This is a genomic window from Methylobacterium sp. Leaf117, from assembly GCF_001422985.1.
Classification (GTDB): Bacteria; Pseudomonadota; Alphaproteobacteria; order Rhizobiales; family Beijerinckiaceae; genus Methylobacterium.
Window position 1 is genome coordinate 324,332 of the sequence record NZ_LMNL01000001.1, and the last position, 25,243, is coordinate 349,574.

The 25,243-nt window shown below is 65.7% G+C and carries 24 protein-coding genes; 10 read left to right on the forward strand and 14 right to left on the reverse strand.

Translation table 11 applies throughout. The annotated features are described in order from the left end of the window. Positions 1-808: 808 nt before the first annotated feature. A complete protein-coding gene (locus ASF57_RS25320) occupies positions 809-1,279 on the reverse strand; it encodes a hypothetical protein (protein WP_156375913.1) in 471 nt (156 codons plus the stop codon). On the opposite strand from ASF57_RS25320, the gene mltG reads away from it, so the two are divergent. The 4 genes from mltG to ASF57_RS01465 all read left to right on the forward strand — a co-directional run bounded on the left by mltG (position 1,278) and on the right by ASF57_RS01465 (position 6,025). Beyond that, a complete protein-coding gene (gene mltG / locus ASF57_RS01450; protein WP_056479141.1) occupies positions 1,278-2,645 on the forward strand; it encodes an endolytic transglycosylase MltG in 1,368 nt (455 codons plus the stop codon). The genes ASF57_RS25320 and mltG overlap by 2 nt on opposite strands. Positions 2,646-2,935: 290 nt before the next feature. Next, positions 2,936-3,814: a YicC/YloC family endoribonuclease gene (locus ASF57_RS01455; RefSeq protein WP_056479144.1), complete on the forward strand. Its 879-nt coding sequence runs from the start codon at positions 2,936-2,938 to the stop codon at positions 3,812-3,814. Between the two features lie 12 nt (positions 3,815-3,826). After that, the gene (gmk, locus tag ASF57_RS01460; RefSeq protein WP_056479147.1) at positions 3,827-4,489 is read left to right on the forward strand and encodes a guanylate kinase; all 663 of its coding nucleotides are present in this window, start codon (positions 3,827-3,829) and stop codon (positions 4,487-4,489) included. 114 nt (positions 4,490-4,603) lie between these two features. Next, complete coding sequence (locus ASF57_RS01465; RefSeq protein WP_056479150.1) at positions 4,604-6,025, forward strand: dihydrolipoyl dehydrogenase; 1,422 nt, start codon at positions 4,604-4,606, stop codon at positions 6,023-6,025. A gap of 19 nt (positions 6,026-6,044) precedes the next feature. Here the strand turns inward: ASF57_RS01465 and ASF57_RS01470 are convergent, their stop codons facing one another. The 3 genes from ASF57_RS01470 to ASF57_RS24275 form a co-directional block, all read right to left on the reverse strand. Beyond that, entirely contained in the window at positions 6,045-6,965 is a 921-nt protein-coding gene (locus ASF57_RS01470; RefSeq protein ID WP_056480124.1) for a DMT family transporter, read from the reverse strand. 8 nt (positions 6,966-6,973) lie between these two features. Beyond that, complete coding sequence (locus ASF57_RS01475; RefSeq protein ID WP_056479152.1) at positions 6,974-7,990, reverse strand: lysylphosphatidylglycerol synthase domain-containing protein; 1,017 nt, start codon at positions 7,988-7,990, stop codon at positions 6,974-6,976. 170 nt (positions 7,991-8,160) lie between these two features. Beyond that, positions 8,161-8,523, reverse strand: a complete 363-nt coding sequence (locus ASF57_RS24275; RefSeq protein WP_082503617.1) for a (2Fe-2S) ferredoxin domain-containing protein — start codon at positions 8,521-8,523, stop codon at positions 8,161-8,163. Positions 8,524-8,763: 240 nt separating this feature from the next. On the opposite strand from ASF57_RS24275, the gene ASF57_RS01480 reads away from it, so the two are divergent. Together ASF57_RS01480 and ASF57_RS01485 are read left to right on the forward strand one after the other, a co-directional pair. Then, a complete protein-coding gene (locus ASF57_RS01480) occupies positions 8,764-10,077 on the forward strand; it encodes a capsule biosynthesis protein (RefSeq protein ID WP_056479155.1) in 1,314 nt (437 codons plus the stop codon). Positions 10,078-10,152: 75 nt separating this feature from the next. Beyond that, positions 10,153-10,431 (forward strand): hypothetical protein, encoded by a 279-nt coding sequence (locus ASF57_RS01485; protein ID WP_056479158.1) that lies wholly within the window; start codon positions 10,153-10,155, stop codon positions 10,429-10,431. Between the two features lie 45 nt (positions 10,432-10,476). Here ASF57_RS01485 and ASF57_RS01490 read toward each other — a convergent pair whose 3' ends face one another. From ASF57_RS01490 to ASF57_RS26160, 8 genes are all read right to left on the reverse strand, one after another. Next, entirely contained in the window at positions 10,477-11,844 is a 1,368-nt protein-coding gene (locus tag ASF57_RS01490) for a sigma-54 dependent transcriptional regulator (RefSeq protein ID WP_056479161.1), read from the reverse strand. A gap of 64 nt (positions 11,845-11,908) precedes the next feature. Further along, positions 11,909-12,253: a flagellar motor switch protein FliN gene (gene fliN / locus ASF57_RS01495; protein WP_056479163.1), complete on the reverse strand. Its 345-nt coding sequence runs from the start codon at positions 12,251-12,253 to the stop codon at positions 11,909-11,911. Positions 12,254-12,280: 27 nt separating this feature from the next. Further along, a complete protein-coding gene (locus ASF57_RS01500; RefSeq protein WP_056479166.1) occupies positions 12,281-12,880 on the reverse strand; it encodes a FliH/SctL family protein in 600 nt (199 codons plus the stop codon). Continuing rightward, positions 12,877-13,938, reverse strand: a complete 1,062-nt coding sequence (fliG, locus tag ASF57_RS01505) for a flagellar motor switch protein FliG (protein ID WP_056479169.1) — start codon at positions 13,936-13,938, stop codon at positions 12,877-12,879. Before fliG ends, ASF57_RS01500 begins: the two co-directional genes overlap by 4 nt. Positions 13,939-13,992: 54 nt before the next feature. Continuing rightward, on the reverse strand, positions 13,993-15,594 hold the full coding sequence (fliF, locus tag ASF57_RS01510) for a flagellar basal-body MS-ring/collar protein FliF (protein ID WP_056479172.1): 1,602 nt from the start codon (positions 15,592-15,594) through the stop codon (positions 13,993-13,995). Between the two features lie 242 nt (positions 15,595-15,836). Next, positions 15,837-16,112 (reverse strand): DUF1153 domain-containing protein, encoded by a 276-nt coding sequence (locus ASF57_RS01515; protein ID WP_018044452.1) that lies wholly within the window; start codon positions 16,110-16,112, stop codon positions 15,837-15,839. Positions 16,113-16,213: 101 nt separating this feature from the next. After that, positions 16,214-16,888, reverse strand: coding sequence for a flagellar hook capping FlgD N-terminal domain-containing protein (locus ASF57_RS01520; RefSeq protein WP_056479175.1), 675 nt, complete (start codon positions 16,886-16,888; stop codon positions 16,214-16,216). Between the two features lie 11 nt (positions 16,889-16,899). After that, positions 16,900-17,643 carry a flagellar hook-length control protein FliK gene (locus tag ASF57_RS26160; RefSeq protein WP_056479178.1) on the reverse strand — a complete coding sequence of 248 codons (744 nt, stop codon included), beginning with the start codon at positions 17,641-17,643 and terminating at the stop codon, positions 16,900-16,902. 916 nt (positions 17,644-18,559) lie between these two features. Here ASF57_RS26160 and mnmA point away from each other — a divergent pair. The 4 genes from mnmA to ASF57_RS01545 all read left to right on the forward strand — a co-directional run bounded on the left by mnmA (position 18,560) and on the right by ASF57_RS01545 (position 22,910). Beyond that, the gene (gene mnmA / locus ASF57_RS01530; protein WP_056479181.1) at positions 18,560-19,711 is read left to right on the forward strand and encodes a tRNA 2-thiouridine(34) synthase MnmA; all 1,152 of its coding nucleotides are present in this window, start codon (positions 18,560-18,562) and stop codon (positions 19,709-19,711) included. A gap of 76 nt (positions 19,712-19,787) precedes the next feature. Further along, positions 19,788-20,441 carry a class I SAM-dependent methyltransferase gene (locus ASF57_RS01535; protein ID WP_056479184.1) on the forward strand — a complete coding sequence of 218 codons (654 nt, stop codon included), beginning with the start codon at positions 19,788-19,790 and terminating at the stop codon, positions 20,439-20,441. After that, positions 20,438-21,226, forward strand: a complete 789-nt coding sequence (locus ASF57_RS01540; RefSeq protein WP_056479187.1) for a VTT domain-containing protein — start codon at positions 20,438-20,440, stop codon at positions 21,224-21,226. The genes ASF57_RS01535 and ASF57_RS01540 overlap by 4 nt, the downstream gene beginning before the upstream one ends. A gap of 199 nt (positions 21,227-21,425) precedes the next feature. Continuing rightward, positions 21,426-22,910 (forward strand): HAMP domain-containing sensor histidine kinase, encoded by a 1,485-nt coding sequence (locus ASF57_RS01545; protein ID WP_244476762.1) that lies wholly within the window; start codon positions 21,426-21,428, stop codon positions 22,908-22,910. A 27-nt stretch (positions 22,911-22,937) separates the two neighbouring features. Here ASF57_RS01545 and bioB read toward each other — a convergent pair whose 3' ends face one another. Both bioB and ASF57_RS01555 read right to left on the reverse strand, forming a co-directional pair. Then, positions 22,938-23,957 carry a biotin synthase BioB gene (gene bioB / locus ASF57_RS01550; protein WP_056479193.1) on the reverse strand — a complete coding sequence of 340 codons (1,020 nt, stop codon included), beginning with the start codon at positions 23,955-23,957 and terminating at the stop codon, positions 22,938-22,940. A 47-nt stretch (positions 23,958-24,004) separates the two neighbouring features. Then, positions 24,005-24,889, reverse strand: a complete 885-nt coding sequence (locus ASF57_RS01555) for a fumarylacetoacetate hydrolase family protein (RefSeq protein ID WP_056479196.1) — start codon at positions 24,887-24,889, stop codon at positions 24,005-24,007. Between the last annotated feature and the right edge of the window lie 354 nt (positions 24,890-25,243).

The window sequence follows — 25,243 nt, forward strand, 5'->3', positions numbered from 1 at the left end:
GCGTCCGGACAACTAAGAACTTGAGCTGCTTTTTCTTCTACAAGGTTACTTAGAGTTCTATCTATAATTTGACTGTCATGGCTGCCGCGTGGGCGGACGGAAGAAGTCCGCCGTCGCGTGTTGCGAGCGAAGCACCACGTTAGGCAACTGACGCTATAGCCTCGATGACGGAATCTTGGCTGGCAAATAAATATTCTGAGATACGTGTGAATCATCTGCCGCAATTCCTTGAATGGGACGACGGAAGGTCATCGCGTTTTACAGCCCTTGCGAAGCGGATTTGGAAGACAGCCCCGTCATTCCGGGGCGCCGAAGGCGAGCCCGGAATCCAGAGCCGCTTTCAGTAGAAAACCCCGCTGAACCTGTGTTTCTGGATCCCGGGTTCCGCTTACGCGGCCCCGGGATGACCGCGTTCTTGGAAGCAACTGATGAGCCAGGCGCGACGGCGAATTCAATGTTCTCCTCAGGGCCAATACTCCGAGGTGTCTGTCGCACAACCGCTCTGGCGCAAGGGTCGAGCCCAGAACCAACAGGAAGCGCCGATTCCGCTATCGGTGAAGCGACAGGATCGTACTTTGGCCTAACATCGTCGGCGCCAGGAAAACCTTCTGTTTCGGTGCAAACATTTTCAGAACAAGCACCAGAAAAATGAAGATATAAAGCACAAATCGTATTCGTTTCTGGTAGAGCGTTATGAACCTCAAGATCGGCGACAGGATCGGAGAGGTGTCGGCATAGCTCGCAAGCTTTTTTATGTTGCTTATTAAGATATAAAGGAAGCTCGCGAACCAAGCGATACCTCCGAAAGTCAGTCCAACCAACCAAAAGCCTCTTGTTTTTCGAGCTGATCGAAAGGTATCTTCATGAGAACAGACAAAATGATAAAGAATGGGATTTGAAAAAACAGGGCAATAAGATTTCCGCGCCTCATGTGAAAATCCTCGATTCGGCGCATAACATAGCCTCGGAAAGAGGACTGAATAGAAGTCTTGCGGTCGTTCAAGACAAGTGAGTGTGCCTCTGGAGCCGCTACGGGTCGAGCGCCGAGATCCTTCCCCACGGAAAACGGTCGCCCTCCCGCACTCCGCCGACCAAGCGGCTCGCCCAGGCCGGATCGCTTCGCTGGGTCGGCGCATCCCCATTTCGCCACAAAACCCACGCAGTTCGCGCGCCAAAATGCCCGTCCCGTGCGCCAACCCACTCGACTCGGGCGCAGGGAATCCCCAAAAAATCCGGCGGCGGCCGGGGCGGGGACCTGAGGCCCGAACAGGATGTCCATGTTCTTCCGCAAACGTCAGAATCCGGCGTCGACGCCGATCCCGTCCGACGAGCCAGCCCTGCCCAACCGTTTGTCGCCGCGCAGCCCGAGCGAGGCGATCAAGCCCACCGCCGCGCCGCCGCCGCCCGACCGTCCGGTCCGTGAGCGCGGCGGTCTGCTCGCCCGCATCTCCGGCCTGCTCACCGCCTCCGTGGTGCTGGCCATCGCGGTGATGATCGGCGTCACCCTGTTCGAGCGTCAGACCAAGGAGCCGGGGCCGCTGCCCGCCGACAAGGTGGTGGTCATCCCGCCGCGCAGCGGCACCTCCGAGATCGCCGAGGCACTGAGCCGCGAAGGCGTCATCACCCACACCGCCCTGTTCGAATGGGCCGCCCGCTTCTCCGGCAAGGCGCTCAAGGCCGGCGAGTACACCTTCAAGGCCCATGCCAGCATCGGCGAGGCCATCGACACCCTGTCCTCCGGCCGTCAGGTGCAGCACGCCATCACGTTCCCGGAGGGGCTGACCTCCGAGCAGATCGTGATGCGGCTCAACGACAACGACATCCTCACGGGCGACATCAACGAGATCCCGCCGGAAGGCTCGCTGCTGCCCGACACCTACAAGTTCGAGCGCGGCGCCACCCGCCAGCAGATCGTCAACCTGATGCGGACCAAGCAGCGCGAGGTGCTCAACCAGATCTGGCTGCGCCGCTCGGCCGAGATCCCGGTGAAGACCCCGGCCGAGATGGTGACCCTGGCCTCCATCGTGGAGAAGGAGACCGGCCGGGCCGACGAGCGGCCCCGCGTCGCCGGGGTGTTCGTCAACCGCCTCAACAAGCGCATGAAGCTGCAATCGGACCCCACCATCGTGTACGGGCTGGTGGGCGGGCGCGGCACCCTCGGGCGCGGCATCCAGCGCACGGAGATCGAGCGCGCCACGCCCTACAACACCTACGTGATCGAGGGCCTGCCCCCGGGACCCATCGCCAATCCCGGCCGCGCCGCCCTGGAAGCCGTGGCCAACCCCTCGCGCACAAAGGACCTGTTCTTCGTGGCCGACGGCACCGGCGGCCACGCCTTCGCCGAGACCCTCGAAGGCCATTCGCGCAACGTCGCCCGCTGGCGTCAGGTCGAGAAGGCGCGCCAGACCCCGACCCCGGACGCGGTGGTCGACAAGGCCGACCCGCCCGGCACCTCCGCCGCCACCATGCCCGGCGCCGCCTCGGCCTACGCTCCCGACGGCACCAACATGGCGGCGACCCCGGAGCCTGGCAGCGTCCGCCCGCGGGCCTTCGACGCCTCCGAGGGTACCCGCCTCGACCCCCTGCGCAACAAGACCTTCGACCTGAACTCGCCCAAGACCGTGCCGGTGCTGAAGCAGCCGTAGGGGTTCGGTACGCTGCTCTTGAGTCTCTTTGCGAGCCAAATAAATCGATGAACCACTCCGTCATTCCGGGGCGCCACAGGCGAGCCCGGAATCCAGAGCCGCCGACGGTGTAAAGTCTGGCACCCGTTGTGGTTCTGGATCCCGGGCTCCGCTGCGCGGCCCCGGGATGACGGGGTGCCACCCCATGCGATGGCCCTCCCTCGGCACCCGCAGGGTCGCCCAACCACCCCCACCCTCGGTCCCTCCCCACAAGGGGGAGGGAAGGCGGTCGGTCCGACGCGGACACCACGATGATCCTCTCCAGCATGACCGGTTTCGCCCGGGCCGCCGGCACCACCGGGCCGGTGCAATGGGCCTGGGAGGTCCGCAGCGTGAACGGGCGCGGCCTCGATGTGCGCCTGCGGGTGCCGAGCGGCTACGACGCGGTCGGGGAGGTCGCCCGCACCGCCCTGCAGAAGACCCTGGCGCGCGGCCAGTGCCAGCTCAACCTGACGCTGACCCGCCCCGACGCCGCCCCGCGCGTGCGCGTCAACGAGGCCCTGCTGGGCCAGCTCGCCGCCGCCATCGCCCGCGTGCCGCGCCCCGAAGGGCTGGCCCCGGCCTCCCTCGACGGGCTGCTCGGCATCCGGGGCGTGATCGAATCTGACGAGGAGCCCGGCACCGACACCGACGCCCTGGCCCACGATCTCGCCGCCGGCGTGGTCCAACTGGTGGCCGACCTCGTCGAGGCCCGCCGGGCCGAGGGGCGGGCTTTGCGCGCCGTCATCGAGGGCCAGCTGTCCGAGATGGCCCGGCTCACCGCCACCGCCGAGGCCTGCCCGGCCCGCAAGCCGGAAGCCGTCAAGGCGCGCCTCGCCGCCACCGTGGCGACCCTGCTGGAGGCCGGCAGCCTCGATCCCGACCGCCTGCACCAGGAGGCGGTGCTGATCGCCGCCAAGGCCGATGTCCGCGAAGAGCTCGACCGGCTCCAGGCCCATCTGGCCAGCGCGGCCGAACTCCTCGCCGCCGGCGGCGCCATCGGCCGCAAGCTCGATTTCCTGGCCCAGGAGCTAGGGCGCGAGTCCAATACCCTGTGCGCCAAGGCCAACGACGTCACCCTGTCGCGGATCGGACTCGACTTGAAGGCCGTGGTGGAGCAATTCCGGGAGCAGGTTCAGAACGTCGAGTAGGTTGGTCCCGAAATGCAGGCCTCATCGAAGGAGAGCGCACCGTCGATCGGGCGGCGCGGGTTCATCCTCATCCTGTCGTCCCCGTCCGGCGCGGGCAAGACCACGCTGACCCGGGCGGTGGCGGCCGACCCGAAATGGGGCCTCGACCTCTCGATCTCGGTGACGACGCGCCAGCGCCGGCCCTCCGAGATCGACGGCAAGCACTACACCTTCATCGACCGCGAGGCCTTCGACGCCCTGCGCAGCGCCGACAACCTGCTCGAATGGGCCGAGGTGCACGGCAATTTCTACGGCACCCCGCGCCGCCCGGTGGAGAAGGTGCTGGGCGCCGGCCGGGACATGATCTTCGACATCGACTACCAGGGCACCCGGCAGGTGCGCTCCAAGCTCGCCGAAGACGTGGTCACGGTGTTCATCCTGCCGCCCTCGCTGGCCGAACTGCGCCACCGCCTGGAGCGCCGGGCCGAGGATTCGCCGGACACCATCGAGAAGCGCCTCGCCAATGCCCGGATGGAGATCCAGCGCTGGAGCGAATACGACTACGTCATCGTCAACGACGACCTCGACGACGCCTTCCGCTCCCTCGAGGGCATCCTCATCGCCGAGCGCCTGAAGCGCGAGCGCCGCGTCGGCCTGACCGCCTTCGTCGAAGGCTTGCTGGCCGAGCCGGACTGACGGAAGGCCGCAGCCGCGCCAGGAACGTTCGCCGGACCGGCGTGTTGGCCCGCCGCCCCGCACCGCTTCGCCCTTGCAGGGCCCAGCGGCGCCAACCTGCGAGACCCCGACGCGATGCGCGAGAGATCCTGTGACATCGCCGTGATCGGCGCCGGCACCGCCGGCCTCGCCGCCTTCCACGCCGCCTTCCACGCCGCCCGCGCCGCCCGCGCCGGCGGCGCCGACGTCGTGCTGATCGAGGCCGGCCCAGGCGGCACCACCTGCGCCCGCGTCGGCTGCATGCCGTCGAAGCTCCTGATCACCGCCGGCAACGCCGCCCATGCGGCCCGCCGGGCCGGGATTTTCGGCGTCGAGGCCGGTCCCGTCCGCATCGATGGCCCCGCCGTGATGGCCCGGGTCCGGCGCGAGCGCGATCATTTCGTCGCCGGCGTGCTTGACGGCGTCGAGGCCATCGACGCGGAGGCCCGAATCGACGGCCGCGCCCGCTTCACCGGCCCCGGCACCCTGATGGTCGACGATCACACCCGCGTCGCCTACCGCGCCGCGGTCGTCGCCACCGGGTCACACCCGGCGATGCCCTCCAACCTGTGTGACCTCGACACGTTGCTAGTGAATACCGACACGGTGTTCGAACTGCCGGATCTGCCCGAATCCCTCGCCGTCCTGGGCGGCGGCGCCGTCGGAATCGAGCTGGCCCAGGCCATGGCCCGCCTCGGCGTCGCCGTCACGCTCTTCGACCCCGGCACCCACCTCGCCGCCCTGCGCGACCCGGGCCTCGCCGCCGAGGCCCGCCGGATCTTCGACACCGAGATCACCCTGGAACTCGGCTCCGAGGTCACCGGCGGCCGCATCGACGAAGGCCGCGCCTGCCTGACCTGGACCGGCGCGGACGGCGCCGCCCACAGCGGCAGCTTCGCCCGGGTGCTCGCCGCCATCGGCCGTCCCCCGAACCTGCATCACCTCGGCCTCGACCAGGCCGGCCTTACCCTCGACGCGGACGGCATGCCGGACGTCGACCCCCGCTCGCTGCTCTGCGCCGGCGCACCCATCTTCCTCGCCGGCGATGCCAACGCCGAGCGGCCGGTGCTGCACGAAGCCTCCCGCCAGGGGCACATCGCCGGCGCCAACGCGGCCCGGCTGATCGTCGACGGGGGCAGCTCCGTCGAGGCGCCCCGGCGCTGGACGAACCTCGCCATGGTGTTCACCGAGCCGCAGGCGGCCAGCGTCGGTGTTCCGTTCGATCCGGAGGACACCAACACCTTGATCGGCAACGTCGATTTCGGCGACCAGGGACGGGCCAGGATCATGGCCGAGAACGCCGGCGGTCTGCGCCTCTACGCCGACAGAACCGGCCGCCTCACGGGCGCCGAGATGCTCGGCCCGTCGTGCGAACACCTCGCGCACCTGCTCGCTTTGGCGATCGAGGACGGCCTGTCGGCCCAGACCCTGCTCGACCGGCCGTTCTACCATCCCACCGTCGAAGAGGGGCTGAAGACCGCCCTGGACGATATCGTCTCGCAGACGGCTAAGCCCTGAACCGAAAGCCGGCGGTTCGTCAGACCGGTGAGACCCCGACCGCCGCGCCTCTGTTCCGTCGGCGATGCACCGTGATGGTGTTACCGATGGAGGCCACCACGATGCATAGGATGGCGATCCACTCCGTGGGGGTGAGGCGCTCACCTAAGATCATGACGCCTGCAAGCGACCCGACTGCGGGCTCAAGGCTGAGGAGTACGCCGAAGCTCTGCTTCGACAGACGCTGTAGCGCGACCATCTCGAGGGTGTAGGGCAGCGCGCTCGACAGGGCGGCCACCGCGAGTCCGAACCCCAGAATCGCGGGATCGAGCAGTGCCACGCCCGCACTGGCGATGCCGAAGGGCATGACGACCAGGGCCGCCATCGACATCCCGATCGCGACGGCACAGCCCCCGTGGAGATGCCCGACCCGCTGTCCGAAGACGATGTAGAGCGCCCAGCAAACAGCCGCACCAAGCGCGCAGGCGACGCCGACCGGATCGAGCCCGCTGGAGAGGCCGCCGAGCGGCAGCAGCAGGCCGAGCCCCAGGATCGCACAGCCGATCCAGGCGAAGTCGATCGGCTTGCGCGAGACCACGAGCGCCAAGGCCAGCGGGCCGGAGAACTCGATGGCGATGGCAAGGCCCAGCGGGATGGTCCGGAGCGACAGGTAAAACAGCAGATTCATCGCGCCCAACACCGTGCCGTAGAGCACCAGTGACCGGGCATCGGCGAAGCTCAGTCGCAGGCGCCAAGGCCGCCACAGGAGTACCAGCATCACCGCCGACAGGCCGACGCGGAGCGTGGTGGTACCCTCGGCACCGAGCATCGGGAACAGGCGTTTGGCGAAGGACGTGCCCACACTCAGCGAGACGATGCTGCCGAGGAGGGCACCCACCGGCAGCAGAGTCGCGGCCAGAACACCCCGTGCTGCCATGGGCCCGCGAATGGTCGTAGACATGTCGCGCTTCAAGACGTCGGCGGCAGGATCAGTGCGCGCCGGGCCTCCAGCGCCTGCCACAGCAGCAGGGCAGGGAGGCCGAGAACCACATCGGGAACGCGCTTGATCAGCGAAAGGGCGAGCGCGGTGCCGGCATCGATGCCGAACAGGCTGCCCAGGAGGACGAAGCCACCCTCCTGCACGCCTAGCCCGCTTGGAACGGGGAACGCGGCAGACTTGATCGCTTGGCTTAGCGCTTCAATGACCATGACCTCGGCGAAACCGACATTCGCCACTCCGATACACGCCAAAGCGATCCAGATCTCGAGGGCGCCCAAAATCCAAGCCATGAAATGCAGAAGCACGGAGGCGGCGAGCCGCCCACTCCGGTTCGCGCCCCAGATCGCATCGAGAGCGTCGTAGACGCTGCCTCCCGTCTGCTTCGTCACGCCACCTTGTCCGCGGAACGTCCCGCGCAGGCGGGCGATGGCCTTTGCTGCCACAGTCCGCGCTGCAGCGCTGCGTTGTACCAGCAGGAAAGCGGTGAGCAGCAGTGCGGTGACGCCCAGCACGCGCAAGACCCAGGTCGCGAGACCCTGAGCCGAGTCCCCTCCAACCTGCAGCAGAAGCACTACCCCGCCCAAAGCGAAGAGCGCCTGGGTGCCCGCCTGGAACAGCATGTCGACCAGGATCGATCCAGCCGCGAGGGTTCCCGTCGCGCCCCAGAAGGTGAGCAGGCGGCCACCGACGACATCGCCTCCGATCGAGGCGACCGGCAGCAGCACGTTGATGCCCTCGCGGACGAATCTCAACAGGACGAAGGCGCCGGTCTTTGCTTGTCCGAGACCGGCGATGCCCCGCACGATCTGGGCCCAGGCCAGCCCGCAAAAAAGGATGATGACCACGCGAACCAGCACGATGCTCACGAGACCCACCGCTCCCACGCGCCCGAAGGCGTCTGCGACGGACCCGAGATCGTTTGTTGCGATCAGCCAGACCCCGAGTCCAAGTCCCAGCAGGGTTCCAACGAGGGGTAGGCGACGCATCACGCCATGGCCGAGACTTGTCGTTCGCGAGTCTCCTGCGGGCGAAAGTGCTTCCGCAGATGACGACTCAGGCAAGAGGTCGGTCAAGTGTTGTCCGCTCCAAGCTATACCTATCCTGGGCCGCGATGCAGGTGACGAAACTCGACCAACCTGAATCTACCGACCCGAATTCATCGATCCGCCCCCAGCGCTAAGCGGACTTTGGGGCCGAAATCGGGGAACAGTGCATCAACCGATTCAGCTGCAGAGGCGGTTGGATCGAGAAGATGGATCCGCTGATTTACCAAGCTCCCCGTGGTCGCGACAGCCATCAACCGTTTTGGACAGGGACCAAGGCAGCCGGTTTCGACGATGCGGAGCTTGCCAACCGTGGTTCGACCTTTCAGCTCACGCTTTAGAAGTTTCCGTAACGAACCCTTTTTCAAACCCTGACGCTTGACGCATTTGCTGCAGACCAGCACCAACTCCGAAAATTCAGCCCTGGCCAGGCGTAAGCGTGCCGGGTGCCCTTCCACCTCATTCTTGCTGTTCATTCACCCACCGGTTTATCGAGCGATCGAGGTCTATTGGTACCGTCACCGAGGGTGCAACGGATGACGAGGCGCCTTAAAAAGGGCCGAAAACCGCAACATGCCAGAACACAACGCCAGAGTGTCGAGAGGGCTCCGAAGGCGTGACCATATGCATCGTCGTCTGGCTTCGTCAGGATGACTGCCCTTGACGGGCCGTCCACAGCTAGCCCGCATCGAGCCGAGTCCCGGGAACCTAGAAGCATGAGCGTCGACGAGGTCAAGCAGAGGGACCGGGTGCGCGGGGTCATCGACGTCGCACTGAATTCGGTACCGGATCTGCGGCGCGATGCCGAAACCGTCCCTCCGGTCACGCCAAGCCGCGTCCCGGCCCTGTTGAAACGGGCACAGGAGCAGCTCGACTGGCGGCGCCTGCCTGGGATTCGCCCTCCATCGGCAACGCCGAAGAACCTGATAGGCGGTCTCCTCCGTCAATTCGGCTTTTTCGTTCTTCTGCCGACAGCCATCGCAGGGCTCTATCTTTTCGTCTTCGCCTCGGATCAGTACATCGCGACTGCCCAGTTTGCGGTGCGCGGCAATGTCGAGCCGATGGACGAAAGTCCGGGCGGGCAATTCTCAGACTTGATGATGAAGCATAACAGCCAGGATAGCTTTATCATCCGAGATTACATCGATAGCCAAGCAATCGTTTCAAAGGCGGAGCAGCATCTCAAAGTCTCGGAGATGTTCTCTCGGAGTAATGCAGATTTCTGGGAACGCTACCGGCCGGGGCAACCGATCGAGGAGTTGGTCAAGTACTGGCGCCACCATGTGACGACACGGATCGAGGTGCTATCCGGCATCATCACCTTGAACGTACGTGCGTTCACGCCCGAGGACGCTCTGACCATCAATCGGGAAGTGGTGGCGCGCAGCGAAGCCCTGATCAACGACATCTCGCGACGTGCTCAAGGTGACATGGTCAAACATGCCGAGATTGAAGCGGCGAAGGCGCAGGAACGGCTGCGCAACGCCCATCTGGCTCTCCAGGTCTTCCGAAACCGCTGGGGGATCATCGATCCCGCCAAGGCGGCAGAATCGACGCTGACCACGATCGCGTTGCTGCGCAAGGATCGGATCAAGGCCGAGTCCGACCTCGTTGTGCTGCGCGGCTCAAACCTCGACGAGAAATCGCGCAGCATTCAGAATCTGGTTTCCGGCATCAGCGCTTTGGATCAGCAGATCAAGAAACTGACCGACCAACTCACCACCGAGGGGTTGTCCGGCTCGGATCCGAGCACGAACATGACGCGCGCGTTGCTGGAATACGAGGGCCTGCAGGTCGAGCGCACCATCGCGACGAAGCTCAACGAATCTGCGAACCTCATGGTCGATCGGGCCAGAATCGCTGCCGGCAAGCAGCAGATCTACCTGGCGACATTCGTCGAGCCCTCTTTGCCGACCTACTCTGAGTATCCGCAGCGCGGGTACAGCCTGATGGTGGTGTTCTTCGGCTTCCTGGTCGTCTGGAGTTCACTGGCGTTGATCCTGGCCGGTATCAACGACCAACGCCTCTGACGCCGCCCCAGCGGCGTTGGTATGGACCTGCCGCAACCGCCAGTTTTTCCAAGCCAAGGGGTTCCTTCAGACCGTATGTCGGACTTCAACGATCTCATTGCCCGGGCGGTCAATCCCGCGATGTCCCGCTCGGAACGCGAGGCAGTCTACAGCGTCGTCAAAGAGGCGGTCGAGCGTCTCCAGGCGCGGGACGGCCTTACTGCGGATGATCCCCGGACTGCCCTTCAACAGCATCTGGTCCAGGAGACGATCCGCGATGTCGAGGCCGAAATCGCGCGTTTCGTCGCCTTGGAAAAGTTGGAGCGCGCCCATGCCGTCCAGATGGCGACCGAGCAGGCTTATGGCGATCGCTGAGCGCGACCGTGCGGTGAGCAGTGCACTCTATCGCTGGAAAATCGATCAGCCGTAGGCGGCGACAGCCCTCACGTTGCCGGGTTCCGCAACCGACAGGCCGGCATCGACGTACTCGTTGAGCTTGTTGCGCAGCGTCCGGATCGAGATCCCCAAAATGGTCGCAGCATGCGTCCGGTTGCCGAGACAGTGATCCAGGGTATCGAGAATTAGATCGCGCTCCACCTGGGCCACAGTCTGTCCAACGAGACCGCGGGTTGCGGCCTCGGCCACTCGGGCAGCCCGCTCGGCCGGACCTGCACAGACCGGCGCGATACTGTCCCCTTCGGGTGTTAAAATCGCATCGTGACCGATCTCGGATCCAGACGCGAGCAACACGGCGCGATGAAGAGTATTCTCGAGTTCGCGCACGTTGCCGCGCCAAGGATTGGCCCGGACGAGGCTCTGCGCCGCCTGACTGAGCGGGCGCATCGGCAGTCCATTCACGTCGGCGTATTTTCGAGCGAAGTGAGCGGCGAGTTCAAGGATATCGGCCGGGCGTTCCCGTAGGGCCGGCAGGCGGAGATGTACGACGTTCAGCCGGTAGTACAGATCCTCGCGGAATGTGCCCTTGCGAACTTCTTCCACCAGATTGCGATTGGAGGTCGCAAGGACGCGGATGTCGACTTTCACCGGTGCGGTTCCACCGACCCGGTCGATCACGCGCTCTTGGAGGGCGCGCAGCAGTTTCGACTGCAGGCGCACATCCATCTCTGAGATTTCATCGAGCAGCAACGTTCCGCCATTGGCTTCTTCAAACCGGCCGATTCGACGCGCGATGGCGCCCGTGAACGCCCCTTTCTCGTGGCCGAACAACTCGGATTCGAGCAGTGCTTCCGGAATGGCTGCGCAATTGACGGAGACGAAGGGCCGGTTAGCCCGGTTCGACTTTCCGTGGACGTGGCGGGCCAACACCTCCTTGCCAGTACCGCTTTCGCCAGTGATCAGCACCGACGCTTCGGAGCGCGCCACCTGCTCGGCGAGTTTGACCACCTTCTCCATGGACGCGTCGCGCCACACAAAGGCACGGCCATCCTCGGATACTGCCTGGAGCACTGCCGCGATCATGTCAGGGTCGGGGGGCAGGGGGATGTACTCGCGAGCCCCAGCTTGGATCGCCGCAACGGCGGCCTTGGCATCAGTGGCAACACCGCAGGCGATGACTGGCGTGCGGATACGCTCGTCGGTCAACGCGGTGACCAGATCGCGGATCGCCAAGCCGACATCGATCATGATGAGGTCGGCGCCCTTAGAGCGGAGAACGGCCAGGCCCTGCGTCAGGCTCTCCGCGTTGGTCACGGACGCACCGCGGTTCATGGCGATCTTCGACGCCGTGATCAGTTCGCTGTTCAGGCGTCCGATGATGAGAAGCCGCATGGCTCAGGGTCTCCGTCAGGTTTGGCTTCGCGCGGGTGCGCGGCGGCCGGAAAGATGAGAAGGTTCAGTGATCGCTCTTGATAATCTCGGTCATCGTAACGCCAAGGCGGTCCTCGACGAGGACGACCTCACCACGCGCCACGAGGCGATTGTTCACGAAAATGTCGATGGCTTCGCCGACCTTTCTGTCGAGTTCCAGCACCGCGCCGGGTTGGAGTCGGAGCAGATCTCCGATCGGCATGCGGGAGGATCCGAGCACCGCCGAGACGACCACCGGCACGTCGAAGACCTGCTCCAGGTCCGCAGCGCTCTTCGGAGTCGTTGGGGCCTCGCGGATCGACTCGGTCCCGAGCCCGTCGAAGGACGCATCGCCGTTATTGAGCTGGGGAAGGCTGAAATCGTCGGACATGCGGGCTCTTCCTGATCCGGTGTCGGGTTAGGCGGGGATGCCAATGGCGGAGAGCACGGCGGCCTCGATGCGGGCGCGGTCTCTCACCACACCACCATCGGCCCATTCCATGCGCGCGTCGCCCAGTGCGAGATCGGGCTCGCCGAGCACGACGAGACGGCCCTCGAAGCCGCGCTCGCGCGCCAGTCTCTTCACAAGAGCCTCAGAGTCATCGACGAGACTCTCGTGAACCCGGACCACTAGGTGAGGCACGCCGCGCAGGTGCTGGAGTGCGGCGCGGGCGGCGTCGCCGATTGCCGCCAGGGGCTGAGCATCAAGGGCCTCGCCGGCGATCTTGCGGGCAAGGGCGACCGCGAAGTCCATCGCTTCGTCCTCACGCGACAGGTCACGTGCATCCGATTGCCCGATCAGGCCGGCGGCTGCGAGCCCCAGTCGGGTGATCGCGTCCGACAGGCGCGCCTGGATCTGCTGTTCGGCCATGGCCTGCCCTTCGCGAAGTCCGCGCGCATAGCCCTCGGCCTCGGCGCGCGCGATGGTCTCCGCCAGAGCGGCCGCCTCCTTGACGGTGGCGGGGTTGTCCGGGCGGGGACGGAAATCGGTGTCGAAGAGGAAGCGACGCGCGTTCAATAGACCAGTTCCTCCTCACCGCTCGACTTGGCGATCATGATCTCGCCCTTCTCCGCCAAGTCCTTGGCGAGTTCGGTCATCTTGGCCTGAGCCTCATCTACATCCTTGAGACGGATCGGGCCGAGCGAACCCATCTCGTCGGTGATGTTCTTGGCCGCCCGGGTGGACATGTTTTTGAGGAAGAAGGTGCGCACCCGCTCGTCGGCCCCCTTGAGGGCCCGGCACAGCGTCTCGTTATCGACCTTGCGCAGGAGGGTCTGAACGCTGCCGGCATCGAGCTTGAGCAGATCCTCGAAGGTGAACATCAGCTGGCGAATCTTCTTGGCCGACCCGCGATTGGCTTGGTCGAGGGCCGTCAGGAAGCGACCCTCGGTCTGGCGGTCGAACGCGTTGAACACGTCGGCCATCAACTCGTGCGCGTCACGACGCGTGGTCTGCGCGATCGTCGAGACGAATTCGACGCGAAGGGTTTCCTCGATGTGCCGCAGCGCCTCCTTCTGCACCGTTTCCATGCGGAGCATCCGGTTGAGAACGTCGATGGCGAATTCCTCGGGCAGAATGGTCAGAACCTTGGCGGCGTAGTCGGAGCGCACCTTCGAAAGGACGACCGCGACGGTCTGCGGGTACTCGTTCCGCAGAAACGAAGCGAGGATCTCGGGGTCGATCTGCGTGAGGCTTGCCCAGACCCGCTTCCCCGAGGCGCCCTTGATCTCTGCCATGATCGCCGAGACCTGCTCGGTCGGAAAAATCTTCAGGAGCAGCGATTCGGTGCGCTCGAAATTCGACGTGATTCCGCCGCCGGAGGACAGACGCGAGACGAAGTCGACGATGAGCTTCTCGACGGTCTCAGCCTCCAGCGAGCCGAGCTGCACCATGGCGTGCGAGACGAGCTTGACCTCGTCCTCGTCGAGCATCTGCCAGATCGGTGCGCCTTCGCTTTCCCCCAGCAAAAGCAGAAGAGCAGCGGCGCGCTGAGCCCCGGTCATGCCCGGGAAGCCGCCGCCGCTACCGCCGCCGAGCTTGGCAAGTTCCGCCTGAAGGTTCAGTCCCGAGGCCATGGCCTCACCTCCTCACCGGGTGATGCAGGGAATGGTTTCCAGCCGCAATCGACATCAGGTCTCGTGGATCCAGTTGCGGAGCACTTCCACGGTCTCGCTCGGGCTGGCACGAACCATGTCGACGACACGCTGGACAGTCTCAGCCTGTACCTTGCCGTTCAACTGCGCAAAATCGACAAGCCGCGCAGTGGTATTCTCGGGCGGCACCATCAGAGCTTCGGCGACGGCGGCTCCGGCGCCCGACGCGATCGCGATCTGGATCGGCTCCGAGGCCAGGACCTTCTTCAGCAGGGGGCGCACGACCGCCATCAGGACGATCAGCGTCAGCATGCTGAGAACAGCCAGCTCGACGATCCGCATGATCTCCTCTTTGGACGGGGATAGCAGCGACTGAACCAAGCTTGGCTCGGCGAACTCAACCTGTGTCGGGGTCTCTGCAAACCGAAGGTTCATCACCTCCACCTGATCGCCGCGGGCTTTGTCGTAGCCGATGGCCGACCGGACCAGGGCAGCGATGCGATCGACCTCATCAGCCGGGCGCGGCTGGTAGACCGGCTTGCCATCCGGTCCCGGGACGTAGGCTCCGTCGACCACCACCGCAACCGAGAGCCGCTTGACCCTTCCGCCCTCGGCAATTTCGGTTTTGGTGACGCGGGAGATCTCGTAGTTCGTGGTCTCCTCATTCTTGTTCGTGGAATCTTTCGGAGTCGGAGCCGGCCCCGGCTGATTGGCACCAGGAAGCTCGTTGCCCACCGTGACCGCGCCTTCGGAGCCACTCGTGATCGAGATCTCGCTGCGTGTCTGGGTGGAGCGCATCACGCGGCTCTCGGGATCGAAGCTTTCCGAACGACTTTCGATTCGGTTGAGGTCGAGTTCGGCGCTGACCTGGATGCGAGCGCGGCCGGCCCCGACGATTCCGGCGACGATCTCCTCAATCTGCGAGCGCAGGCGGCGCTCGATGCCGACCTGCTTCTCCTCCATGCCGGCACCTGCATCGGCCTCGGTGCCGCGTGCACCGTCGGCCAGAAGACGCCCGCGCTCGTCGACGATGGACACGCGTTCCGGCTTCAGGCCCTCCACCGCAGAGGCCACGAGGTGGCGGATAGCCCGGACCTGGGAGGGGTCGAGATCTCCCATCAGCTTGAGGACGATGGCGGCGCTCGGTGTTTCACGATCGCGCTCGAACAGGCGGCGCTCCGGGATCACGAGGTGAACACGGGCGGCCTGGACCCGAGCGATGGCCCGAATGGAGCGGGACAGCTCGCCTTCCAGGGCCCGAAGGTGGTTCACGTTCTGAACGAAGTTGGTGGACGAGAAGGCGTCGCCCTTGTCGAAGATCTCGTAGCCGACGCCGGCGGCGCCCGGAATGCCCTTACCGGCGAGGTCCATGCGCAGGCGGGGAAGGTCGGCGCGGGGCGCCAGGATGGTCTGACCGGCGTCGCCGCGGGTTTCGTATTTGATGCCGCGTGCGTCGAGGTCACGGATCACGGCCGAAGAATCGGACATCGACAGGTCGGCGAAGAGCACGCCCATGTCGGGCTTGGAGACGCGCAGGATCACGAAGGCGAAGAAACCGATCAGCGTCATCGTGACGGCGGCCATGGCGGCGAGACGCGCCGGGCCTAACTTGGTCACGAGGTCGAGGACCGGTTTCACGAAGCGACGTACCCACACGAGACGCGGCACCGGACTCCCGGCACCTACTAGGCAAAATTTGCCTGGGTCGTGGTTACCGCGAAGTTAACGTTCCGTGAGGAAGGACGGGTGGTCCTATGATGGAGGACAGGTAGTCCTATAGAGGTCCCCGGAGACGCGAAAGCCGCGCCCGGATGAGGAGACGCGGCTTCCGGGTTCGGATAAGACAGACGGGATTGACGGAAATCCCGGCAGTCGGCGACTCAGTGACGGTAGTGCTGGATGCGCGTCGTGCGCAGGCCGGCCAAACCGTGTTGATCGATAGAGAATTGCCAGCTCAGGAACTCCTCGGTGGTGAGGGTGTAGCGCTGGCAGGCCTCCTCAAGGCTGAGCAATCCGCCTCTCACGGCGGCGACCACTTCGGCCTTGCGACGGATGACCCATCGCCGCGTGGTGGTCGGCGGAAGGTCCGCAATGGTTAACGGACTTCCATCAGGCCCGATCACGTACTTCACTCTCGGGCGGCTTGGTTCGGTCATGATACGCTCTACAACTCGACTGACCTGTCGAGATTGGAAGCTACTTGTGGCCGCTTAAGATATCTTGAAGCGGATCGCTCGCATTGGATTCGCCTGGTTCGTCATGTGGACAACTTCGCGCCGATGTCCTGAACCGCCGACACCGGGACCTTCGATTTGCCGACGAGAAGCACCGGTTCGGACCCGCTGAGATCGATGCTCGACACCGTTCCCTTGACCTTGGTGTCGACCACGATCTTGGTGCCGGTGACGTCGACCGCATCCACTTTAATCGAGTAGGTTCCGTTCGCCGAGGTGAACCCGCTCGACGAGCGCCCATCCCAGGTGAAGGACTGGGCGCCCTCCGCGAGGGCCTTGGTCTGAGTCGCCACCACGTTGCCCTTGGCGTCGCTGATCGTCATCGTGGCCTGCTTGGCGGCCCGTTGGGGCGTCAGCGTCCATTGGGCAGCACCGTCCTTGAGCGTGGTGGTCCTACCGTCCGCCGTGATCGTCTGGCCGATGAAGCCGGTCGCCGACGCCGCGCTCGACGACTTGGCGTTGGTGAGGATCGCGTCGAGCCGGTCGTTCGACTTCAGCTGCTGCTCGACGCCGGCATATTGCACCAGCTGTTGGGTGAACTGGTTGGTGTCCATCGGGTCGAGGGGGTTCTGGTTCTTAAGCTGCGTCGTCAGCAGCGTCAGGAACTGCGTGAAATTGCCCGCCAGTTCCTGCTGGGAGGTCTTGGTGGTGCCTTTCGCGTTCGCCGCGCTGGCGGCGCCTGTGATGCCTGAAGCCATGGTTCGGTTCCTCAGATACGGATGTCGATGCCGAGGAGGGCGCCGTAGCGGCGCATCGGAACGGCGGTGAGGGATGGGATGACGTCGGAGGCGTGGGAGCCGGCGCGCGCAGCGCCGTGCCGGTCCGAGGCGCCCCCGTCGGCGCCGGAGCCGTTCGACTGTCCGCTGGCGGCTCCATCGCCCCTCAGGGACAGGTTGATGCTTCCGTCGCCCGCGCTGAGACCGGCCTGGGCCAGCGCCTGCTGGAGATTGGCGGCATCGCGCTGGAGCAGCGCCAGGGTTTCCGGCCGATCGACGACAAGGTGGGCCTGAACCGCCCCGGTCGCCTTGTCGATGTCGAGGTTCACGTCGATGCGGCCGAGATCCTTCGGGTCGAGGCGGATTTCGAATTGATTGCTGCCGGCCAGGGATCGCAGGCCGATTGTCATCGGGACTGCGCCGAGAGGTACCGGTGCCGAGGCCTGGGCACTCGCCGGATTCTGGGCGGTCGGCTCCGCGCCTTTGGCACCCGCGGGAGCGGGGTTCACCACGGAAGAGGGCGCCAAGTCGGTCCGTGCCGTCGCATCGGGAGCGGGGCCCAGAGCCTCGGCAAAGGCGCCCTCGGCCTTGGCGAAAGGCTGGTCGCCAGCCTCCGAGCCGTCATTTCCCGCGGCTACCTTCAGAGCCGGCAATCCGGTGAGGGCCGACGCATCCGGCTTCACCACTGGCGTCGTGCCGGCCTCCACCGAACCGGCGATATCGTCACCGGCCTTCAACGGATCTCCCGGCTTGCCCGAGCCGCTCTGGGCTGCAACTGCGCCCAGGACTGCGGCCACCTGCGTTGGAGGCGGAGGGGCAAGGGCCGGCGCGAGAACGATCTGCGGCGCGCCCAGCGCCGCTTCCTTCGTCTCGTCTTCGGAGGCCCTACCATCCTCGGGGATCGCCTTGCCGTCGTCAGAGGCCGCATCCGCGTTGGATGTTTCGTCCGATGATCCGGCTGCCCCTGGGGGGGGCGTACCGACCGTTTCGGCAGTTCCCTGGCGGTCAGCGGTGGACACCCGGTCCCGAACCTGCGGGGCAGCGGCCCGCTGGCGCGCCTCCGGGGTCGACCGAGCGCTCTTCGCCCTTTCAGCCCTCTCGGCCTTTGCCGCGTCGTCCTGCTTTGCATCATGCCGGTCCTGCGCCGCTCGACGTGCAGCATCGGCGCGGTCCGACGCCACTCGGTCAATCCGAGTCGCCGCCGCCGCGTAGTCGACCCGGGGTCGCGGTGCCGCCGAACGCAGGTTGGACGAAGCGTCGCGGGATGCCGCGTCCGATGCCTCGATGCGGAAGCCGGCAAGGTTTGCCCCCGGCGACGGAACCGTTCCAGTCGGGGCTGGCCGCCGCGCCAGGGAACTCCGGTCGATTGGCGAGACAGGCATGGGTCGCTTACTCCTCGGCTCCGACAGAGCAAGGCGCAGGCCAGGAAATTTTTGATCTAAGAGACTGTGATTGATCAGGAATTTTGGTCGACTGCCGAGCTGATGAAAACGCGGGTCGGCAATTTCTGCCTTAGGGCCGGCAGCTTTCACCCCTCTCAGGGCCTACCCTTGCCTTGTTCCGCTTGACCTATCTCCCTGGAACTCCTGGGCGAGGATCGCTATAGACTCACGCGCGGGACCGGACCGGTCCTCACCGGCAAACCCTGGCGCGATGAATTCCCTCGATCTTCCCAAGGCTCCGCACGAGACGCGCGTCGTCGTCGCCATGTCCGGCGGCGTCGATTCCTCCGTCGTGGCCGGTCTCCTGAAGCGGCAGGGCTACGACGTCGTCGGCATCACGCTTCAGCTCTACGATCATGGCGCCGCCACCCATCGGAAAGGCGCCTGCTGCGCCGGCCAGGACATCCATGATGCCCGCCGCGTGGCGGAGGCTCTCGAGATCCCGCATTACGTTCTCGACTACGAGGACCGTTTCCGCGAATCCGTGATCGATCGCTTTGCCGAAAGCTACCTCGCCGGGGAGACGCCGATCCCCTGCGTCGAGTGCAATCGCTCGATCAAGTTCCGCGATCTGTTACGCACTGCCCGCGACCTGGAAGCCGATTGCCTCGCGACCGGGCATTACGTGGCGAGCCGCCCGGAGGCTTCCGGTGGCCGCGGCCTCTACCGCGCCCTCGATCCGGCGCGGGACCAGAGCTACTTCCTCTACGCCACCACGGCGGAGCAACTCGACTTCCTCCGTTTCCCCCTGGGGGAACTGCCGAAGGACGAGACCCGGCGCCTCGCCCGTGACCTTGGCCTTGCGGTCGCCGAAAAAGCTGACAGCCAGGACATCTGCTTCGTTCCGCAGGGCCGCTACGCCGATGTGATCGCCCGGCTGCGGCCGGACGCGGCCCGCGCCGGCGAGATCGTCGATCTCGGAGGGCAGGTGCTCGGCCGGCACGAGGGCATCATCCACTACACCGTCGGCCAGCGACGGGGCCTACGCCTCGCGGTTGGCGAACCGCTCTACGTCATCCGCCTCGAGCCCGACAGCGCCCGTGTTGTGGTCGGTCCACGCTCGGCCCTGGCCACCAGCCGAATTCGGATCACCGACCTGAACTGGCTCGGCGGCGACGAAGCTTTCGAGGGCCTGCCCGTGGCGGTGCGGGTGCGCTCCACCCGCGAACCCCGCCCGGCGCTTCTCACCCGTGACCCCTCCGACCATTCGGCCGAGATCGTCCTGGCAACGCCCGAGGACGGCGTCTCGCCCGGACAGGCCTGCGTGATCTACGCCGACGACGGCCCGCGCGCCCGCGTCCTCGGTGGTGGCACCATTCGGCGTATCGACGCGTTGGCGACCGGCACGGCCCAAGCCGCCTGAGCAAAAGCCGCGTCATCGTAAGCCACGCCATCGGCGCGGGCGAACCCCCATCCCCTCACAGGACGACGAGACCGACATGCTGAGCGAGCCGCGGGAGGCTGGTCCGAGCACCGCCCTGATGCGCAAGGCCTATGCCCGCTGGGCACCGGTCTACGATGTCATCTACGACAAGCTGACGGAGCCGGCGGCGCGCGACGCGGTGAACGCGGCGGTGGCTTGCGGTCCACGCATCCTGGAGGCGGGCGTTGGTACCGGCCTTTCGCTCGGCTATTACCCGCCCACCAGCTTCGTCTGCGGCGTCGACCTGTCCGAGGACATGCTGAAGCGGGCGCGCGCCAAGGTCCTGCGTCGCGGCCTGCGCCACGTGCACGGGCTCCAGGTGATGGATGTGTGCCGCCTCGGCTACGCCGACAAATCCTTCGACGCGGTGGTGGCGCAATTCCTCATCACCCTCGTGCCGGACCCTGAGGCGGCGCTTTCCGAGTTTCTGCGCGTGGTCCGGCCCGGTGGCGAGATCGTGCTGGCCAACCATTTCGGCCAGACCGCCGGTCCGGTGGCCAAGGTCGAGGAGATCGTGGCCCCGCTCTGCACCAAGATCGGCTGGTCCTCGGCGTTCAAATCGACTCGGATCGAAGCCTGGGCCCGAGCCAATGGCGTCGAATTCATCGGTGTCTCGCCGACCTTCCCCGGCGGATTCTTCAAGATCCTCCGGATGCGCAAGCCCGGGTGAGCGAGCCGCTCGCCCGTCCACCGGCATCGACGCGGACGAAACGTCTCTTCCGCTGGATACCGTTGCTGCTCCTCGTCGGTGCCTCTCTCGCCGTTCTTGTCTCGGGTGCTTCGCATCTCCTCAGCCTCGATCGGCTGCTCGCCTCGCGCGCCTGGCTCAACGCGTGGGTGGCGGAAGATCCATTCCGCGCGATGGTGGCGGCCTACTGCGTCTATGTCGGCGCGGTCGTGGTCTCCGTGCCCGCCTCGCTGTTCCTGACGATGCTGTGCGGATTTCTCTTCGGCATCGTGCCGGGCGCGCTCATCGCCCTGGCCGCCGCCACCACCGGGGCCGCCATCGTCTTTACGATCGGGCGCGGACCCGCTTCCGATCTGCTCCTACGGCGGGCCGGCCCGCGTCTCGCCGGCTTGGCGGCGGGATTTCGCGAGGACGCTTTCGGCTACATCGCTTTCTTGCGGCTGCTGCCGATTTTTCCGTTCTGGATGACCAATCTGGCACCGGCCGCCTTCGGCGTGAAGCGCAGCACCTTCGTGTTGGCGACCCTTGTGGGCCTGCTGCCCGGCGCCTTCATCTATGCCTCGACCGGAGCGGCCATCGAGGATGTCGTCGCCGTCCATGAGACCGCGAAGACCGCCTGCCTCGCGGCGCAGGGGCTCGATTGCGACAATGCCCTCACGCTGCGAGCCCTTATCACTCCCAAAATGGTCGCCGGTCTGGCCGCCTTGGCCGCCTTCGCCCTCGTCTCGGTAGTCCTACGACGTCGCCTGACCCGTCGTCAGCCTTAATTTCTGATCGAATTTAGCCATGTACCTGATCTAAAGAGTTCGGGAGCTGGACGCAGCCTTCGACGATTCGGAACGTTGGCACGGCAATCACGCGCCGAGCCTTCGCCCTGAAAACGCCGCTGGATGGTCCTCCAGATCGAATTCACGCCGTTGCACGTCGCGCCACAGGACACCGGAAACGCAAAGTGCCGAGATGGGTGTGACGTCGCGCGTCGAATTCCAGCAGCAGGTCACCTCCGTCGAGCCGACGCCGTCGCGCGGGCTCGGGCGTCACTTTGGGCTATCCGGGCGGCTGTTCCTGCTCACTGTGGCCTTCGTGGCCCTGATCGAAGTGCTGATCTACGTCCCGACGGTGTCGAACTACCGCCGGATGTGGCTCTCTGACCGGATCGCCGCGGCCCAGGTCGCGGCCCTGGTGCTGGACGCCGCCCCGGACCAGCAGGTCTCCGAGGGCCTGTCCCAGCGCCTCCTGGCTGGAGCGGGTGCTCGTGCCATCGCGGTTCGGGGCAATGGCGCCCGACGTCTGCTGTCGATCGAGATGGTGCCGGACACCGTGTCGGAAATCATCGATCTGCGTGAGGATCATTGGATCGCGTCGATCCGCGGCATCGCCCGGACCCTTCTGGCCGAAACACCACACCCGATTCGAGTCATCGGACATGGACGGGACGGCTTCGATCTCGTCGAGATCCTGATGGATCCGGGTCCATTCCGTGAGGCGGTGGCAGACTTCGCCATTCGCCTCGCCCTGTCATCCCTGGCCATCGCGGCGGCCGTGGCGGGGCTGATCTTCCTCGTGCTCCAGCGCGCGATCGTTCGGCCGGTCGGCCGCCTCGTGCGCAACATCACCGACTTCGCCGAGAACCCCGAGGCGATCGATGGCGTCATCGTGCCCTCTCGCCGGACGGATGAGATTGGACAGGCGGAAATCGCCCTGGCCCGGATGGAAACCGCGCTCGCGGGCGAGCTCCGTGAGAAGCGGCGCTTGGCCGGGCTCGGTCTCTCGGTGAGCAAGATCAACCACGAACTGCGCAATCTGCTGACCACCGCGCAGTTGCTCAGCGACCGACTGGATGGCGTCACCGATCCGGTCGTTCAGCGCGTGGCCCCGCGCCTCGTGGCGACCTTGGATCGCGCGATCCGCTTCTGCGAGGAAACCCTGGCGTATGGCCGGACCTCGGAGCGCAAGCCGAACCGGCGCACGATTCCGCTGGCTGCGCTGTTCTCGGAACAGGCCGACCTCGCCGGACGCGGCCGTGATTCGAAGATCGCCATTCACGAGATCTGCCCGGGCGATCTCAAGATTTTCGTCGACCCGGATCAGTTCTCACGGGCGCTCGCCAACATCGTGCGGAACGCGGTGCAGGCGCTCAGCCCTTCGGCCAATGGGGCGGAGGCTTCGGTTCGCGACAATCCTGCGATCACCATCGAGGCCAAGCGTGTCGGCGCGGCGGGATCTGGGGAGACCACGATCCTCGTGGCCGATAACGGCCCTGGTCTTCCGGCGCGTGCTCGCGAACACCTGTTCAGCCCGTTCAAGGGTTCGTCACGCTCAGGTGGAACCGGTCTCGGTCTCGCCATCGCGTTCGAGCTGGTCGAGCTGAACGGGGGACGCCTGACCCTCGACGAGACCGCTTGTGGAACCTGCTTCCGCATCACCATCCCGGACGCCGCCGGCGGATGAGCCGGGGCGGGTTCCGGGGGAGGGAGGTTACTCGGCCGCCGCGAGCGTCAGGCCCGGAACGGTGATGCCGATGTCGCGCAGCAGCTCGGCATCGGAATCGGTCTCGTTGTTGGCCGTGGTCAACAGGCGCTCGCCGTAGAAGATCGAGTTGGCGCCGGCGAGGAAGCACAGGATCTGCGCCTCGCGGGTCAGGCCCTTGCGCCCGGCGCTCAGCCGCACGCGGGCGCGCGGCATGACGATGCGGGCGGTGGCGCACATCCGAACGAGATCGAGGGGATCGACGGCCGGACGATCTTCCAAAGGCGTACCCTCCACCGCCACCAGGGCATTGATCGGAACGCTTTCCGGATGCGGCGCGTGGTTCGCCAGCACCTGAAGCATGCTCGCCCGGTCCTTGACGCCCTCGCCCATGCCGACGATGCCGCCGCAGCAGACGCCGATACCGGCGTCGCGCACGTTCTGCAGGGTGGTCAGGCGGTCTTCGTAGGTGCGGGTCGAGATGATGTCGCCGTAGAATTCGGGCCCGGTGTCGAGGTTGTGATTGTAGGAGGTGAGCCCGGCCTCCGCGAGGCGCTCGGCCTGCGTCGGCGAGAGCATACCCAGCGTCACGCAGGCTTCCATGCCGAGGCCGCGCACGCCGCGCACCATCGCCAGCACGGCATCGAATTCCGGGCCGTCCTTAGGCTGGCGCCAGGCCGCGCCCATGCAGAAGCGGTGAGCGCCGGCGGCCTTCGCCTCCGCCGCTTCGCGCAGCACCGCATCCACAGGCATCAGGCGCTCGCGGGCCATCCCGGTGCCCTTGTGGTGGGCCGATTGCGGGCAATAGGCGCAATCCTCGGGGCAGCCGCCGGTCTTGATCGACAGGAGGCTGGCGCGCTGGATGTCGGCGGGATCGTTGTGGGCGCGGTGAACCTGCGCCGCCCGGAACACGAGATCGAGGAGCGGCAGATCGTGGATCGCCTGAATCTCGGCCACCGTCCAGTCGTGACGGATGGCCGAGGTTTCGGCGGCCGGGAAGGGGGCGAGGGGGGCCAGAGCGTCGGTCATATGCCCAGAAGGCGAATCCTGGCCGGAAAATCAAGCCGGCCGCGCATTCAGTGGGTTGGCTCGCCGGCCGCCACCTTGGCGGTCCAGTCGTCGAAGGCGATGATCTCCTGTCGCTGCTCGCCGAGACCGTCGATGCCGAGGGTCACCACGTCGCCGTTGCGTAGGAAGCGGGGTGGCTTGAGCGCCATGCCGACACCGGGCGGCGTGCCCGTGGTGATGATGTCACCGGGCTCCAGCATCATGAAGTGCGAGACGTAAGCGACCAGCTGGGCAGGATCGAAGATCATCGTGGTGGTCGAGCCCGTCTGCATCCGGGTGCCGTTGAGGTCGAGCCACAGATCGAGCCGCTTGAGGTCGGGGATCTCGTCCAGCGTGACGAGCCAGGGGCCGAGGGGACCGAAGGTCGGGCAACCCTTGCCCTTCGTCCAGGTCCCGCCGCGCTCCATCTGGTATTCGCGCTCCGACACGTCGTTGCAGATGCAGGCGCCGGCCACGTAGGACAGGGCCTCGTTGGCGTGGACGTAGGAGGCGCGGGCGCCGATCACCAGCGCCAGTTCCACCTCCCAATCGGTCTTGGCCGAGCCCTTGGGCAGGATCACCCGGTCGTTGGCCCCTGCCAGGCACGACGGAGCCTTGTTGAAGAGGATCGGCTCGGGCGGAATGTCGGCGCCGATCTCGGCGGCATGGTCTGTGTAGTTCAGCCCGATGGCGATGACATTTCGCGTCGCGCCGACGCAGGGGCCGAGGCGTGTCCCGGCGGGCAGGGCCGGAAGGCTGGCCGGATCGATCCGGCGCAGGCGCTCCAGAGTTTCGCGCGACAGGGCGGGGCCGGCGATGTCCTTCACGTGCGCCGACAGATCGCGCAGGACGCCCTGCGCATCGACGAGACCCGGCTTCTCATCCCCGTTCGCACCGTACCGAACCAGTTTCATGGCTGATGCCTCCCTCTACTTCCCGAACCAACAGATCGATCGCCGGACAACAGGCGGCAAGAGGCGACACGCGACAGATGCCGCGGAATCTCTTCGCTTCAGAAACGTCGGAAGTGCCCGACGACGGCGCTTTTGTCGCCTAAAGGCCACACCGATGCCCGGAGATGCGTCTGCGCCGATTTTCCCGGAAGGGCGCTTACTCACAAATGAGAGAGTTTAGATATGAACCATTCTGCGACCCATCTCATACAGGGGATTACGATGATGAAATATTACGCATATTGAAGTATAAACGTGAATATTAACGCGATATTTACTTAAGTTTAACAGGATTGCGAAGTCGACCTGACCACG

Coding starts and splice junctions, on each gene's coding strand:
- mltG (WP_056479141.1), top strand. CDS start 1,278: ATGTTCTTCCGCAAACGTCAGAATCCGGCGTCGACGCCGATCCCGTCC.
- ASF57_RS25320 (WP_156375913.1), bottom strand. CDS start 1,279: ATGGACATCCTGTTCGGGCCTCAGGTCCCCGCCCCGGCCGCCGCCGGA.
- ASF57_RS01455 (WP_056479144.1), top strand. CDS start 2,936: ATGATCCTCTCCAGCATGACCGGTTTCGCCCGGGCCGCCGGCACCACC.
- gmk (WP_056479147.1), top strand. CDS start 3,827: ATGCAGGCCTCATCGAAGGAGAGCGCACCGTCGATCGGGCGGCGCGGG.
- ASF57_RS01465 (WP_056479150.1), top strand. CDS start 4,604: ATGCGCGAGAGATCCTGTGACATCGCCGTGATCGGCGCCGGCACCGCC.
- ASF57_RS01470 (WP_056480124.1), bottom strand. CDS start 6,965: ATGTCTACGACCATTCGCGGGCCCATGGCAGCACGGGGTGTTCTGGCC.
- ASF57_RS01475 (WP_056479152.1), bottom strand. CDS start 7,990: ATGCGTCGCCTACCCCTCGTTGGAACCCTGCTGGGACTTGGACTCGGG.
- ASF57_RS24275 (WP_082503617.1), bottom strand. CDS start 8,523: ATGAACAGCAAGAATGAGGTGGAAGGGCACCCGGCACGCTTACGCCTG.
- ASF57_RS01480 (WP_056479155.1), top strand. CDS start 8,764: ATGAGCGTCGACGAGGTCAAGCAGAGGGACCGGGTGCGCGGGGTCATC.
- ASF57_RS01485 (WP_056479158.1), top strand. CDS start 10,153: ATGTCGGACTTCAACGATCTCATTGCCCGGGCGGTCAATCCCGCGATG.
- ASF57_RS01490 (WP_056479161.1), bottom strand. CDS start 11,844: ATGCGGCTTCTCATCATCGGACGCCTGAACAGCGAACTGATCACGGCG.
- fliN (WP_056479163.1), bottom strand. CDS start 12,253: ATGTCCGACGATTTCAGCCTTCCCCAGCTCAATAACGGCGATGCGTCC.
- fliG (WP_056479169.1), bottom strand. CDS start 13,938: ATGGCCTCGGGACTGAACCTTCAGGCGGAACTTGCCAAGCTCGGCGGC.
- ASF57_RS01515 (WP_018044452.1), bottom strand. CDS start 16,112: ATGACCGAACCAAGCCGCCCGAGAGTGAAGTACGTGATCGGGCCTGAT.
- ASF57_RS01520 (WP_056479175.1), bottom strand. CDS start 16,888: ATGGCTTCAGGCATCACAGGCGCCGCCAGCGCGGCGAACGCGAAAGGC.
- mnmA (WP_056479181.1), top strand. CDS start 18,560: ATGAATTCCCTCGATCTTCCCAAGGCTCCGCACGAGACGCGCGTCGTC.
- ASF57_RS01535 (WP_056479184.1), top strand. CDS start 19,788: ATGCTGAGCGAGCCGCGGGAGGCTGGTCCGAGCACCGCCCTGATGCGC.
- bioB (WP_056479193.1), bottom strand. CDS start 23,957: ATGACCGACGCTCTGGCCCCCCTCGCCCCCTTCCCGGCCGCCGAAACC.
- ASF57_RS01555 (WP_056479196.1), bottom strand. CDS start 24,889: ATGAAACTGGTTCGGTACGGTGCGAACGGGGATGAGAAGCCGGGTCTC.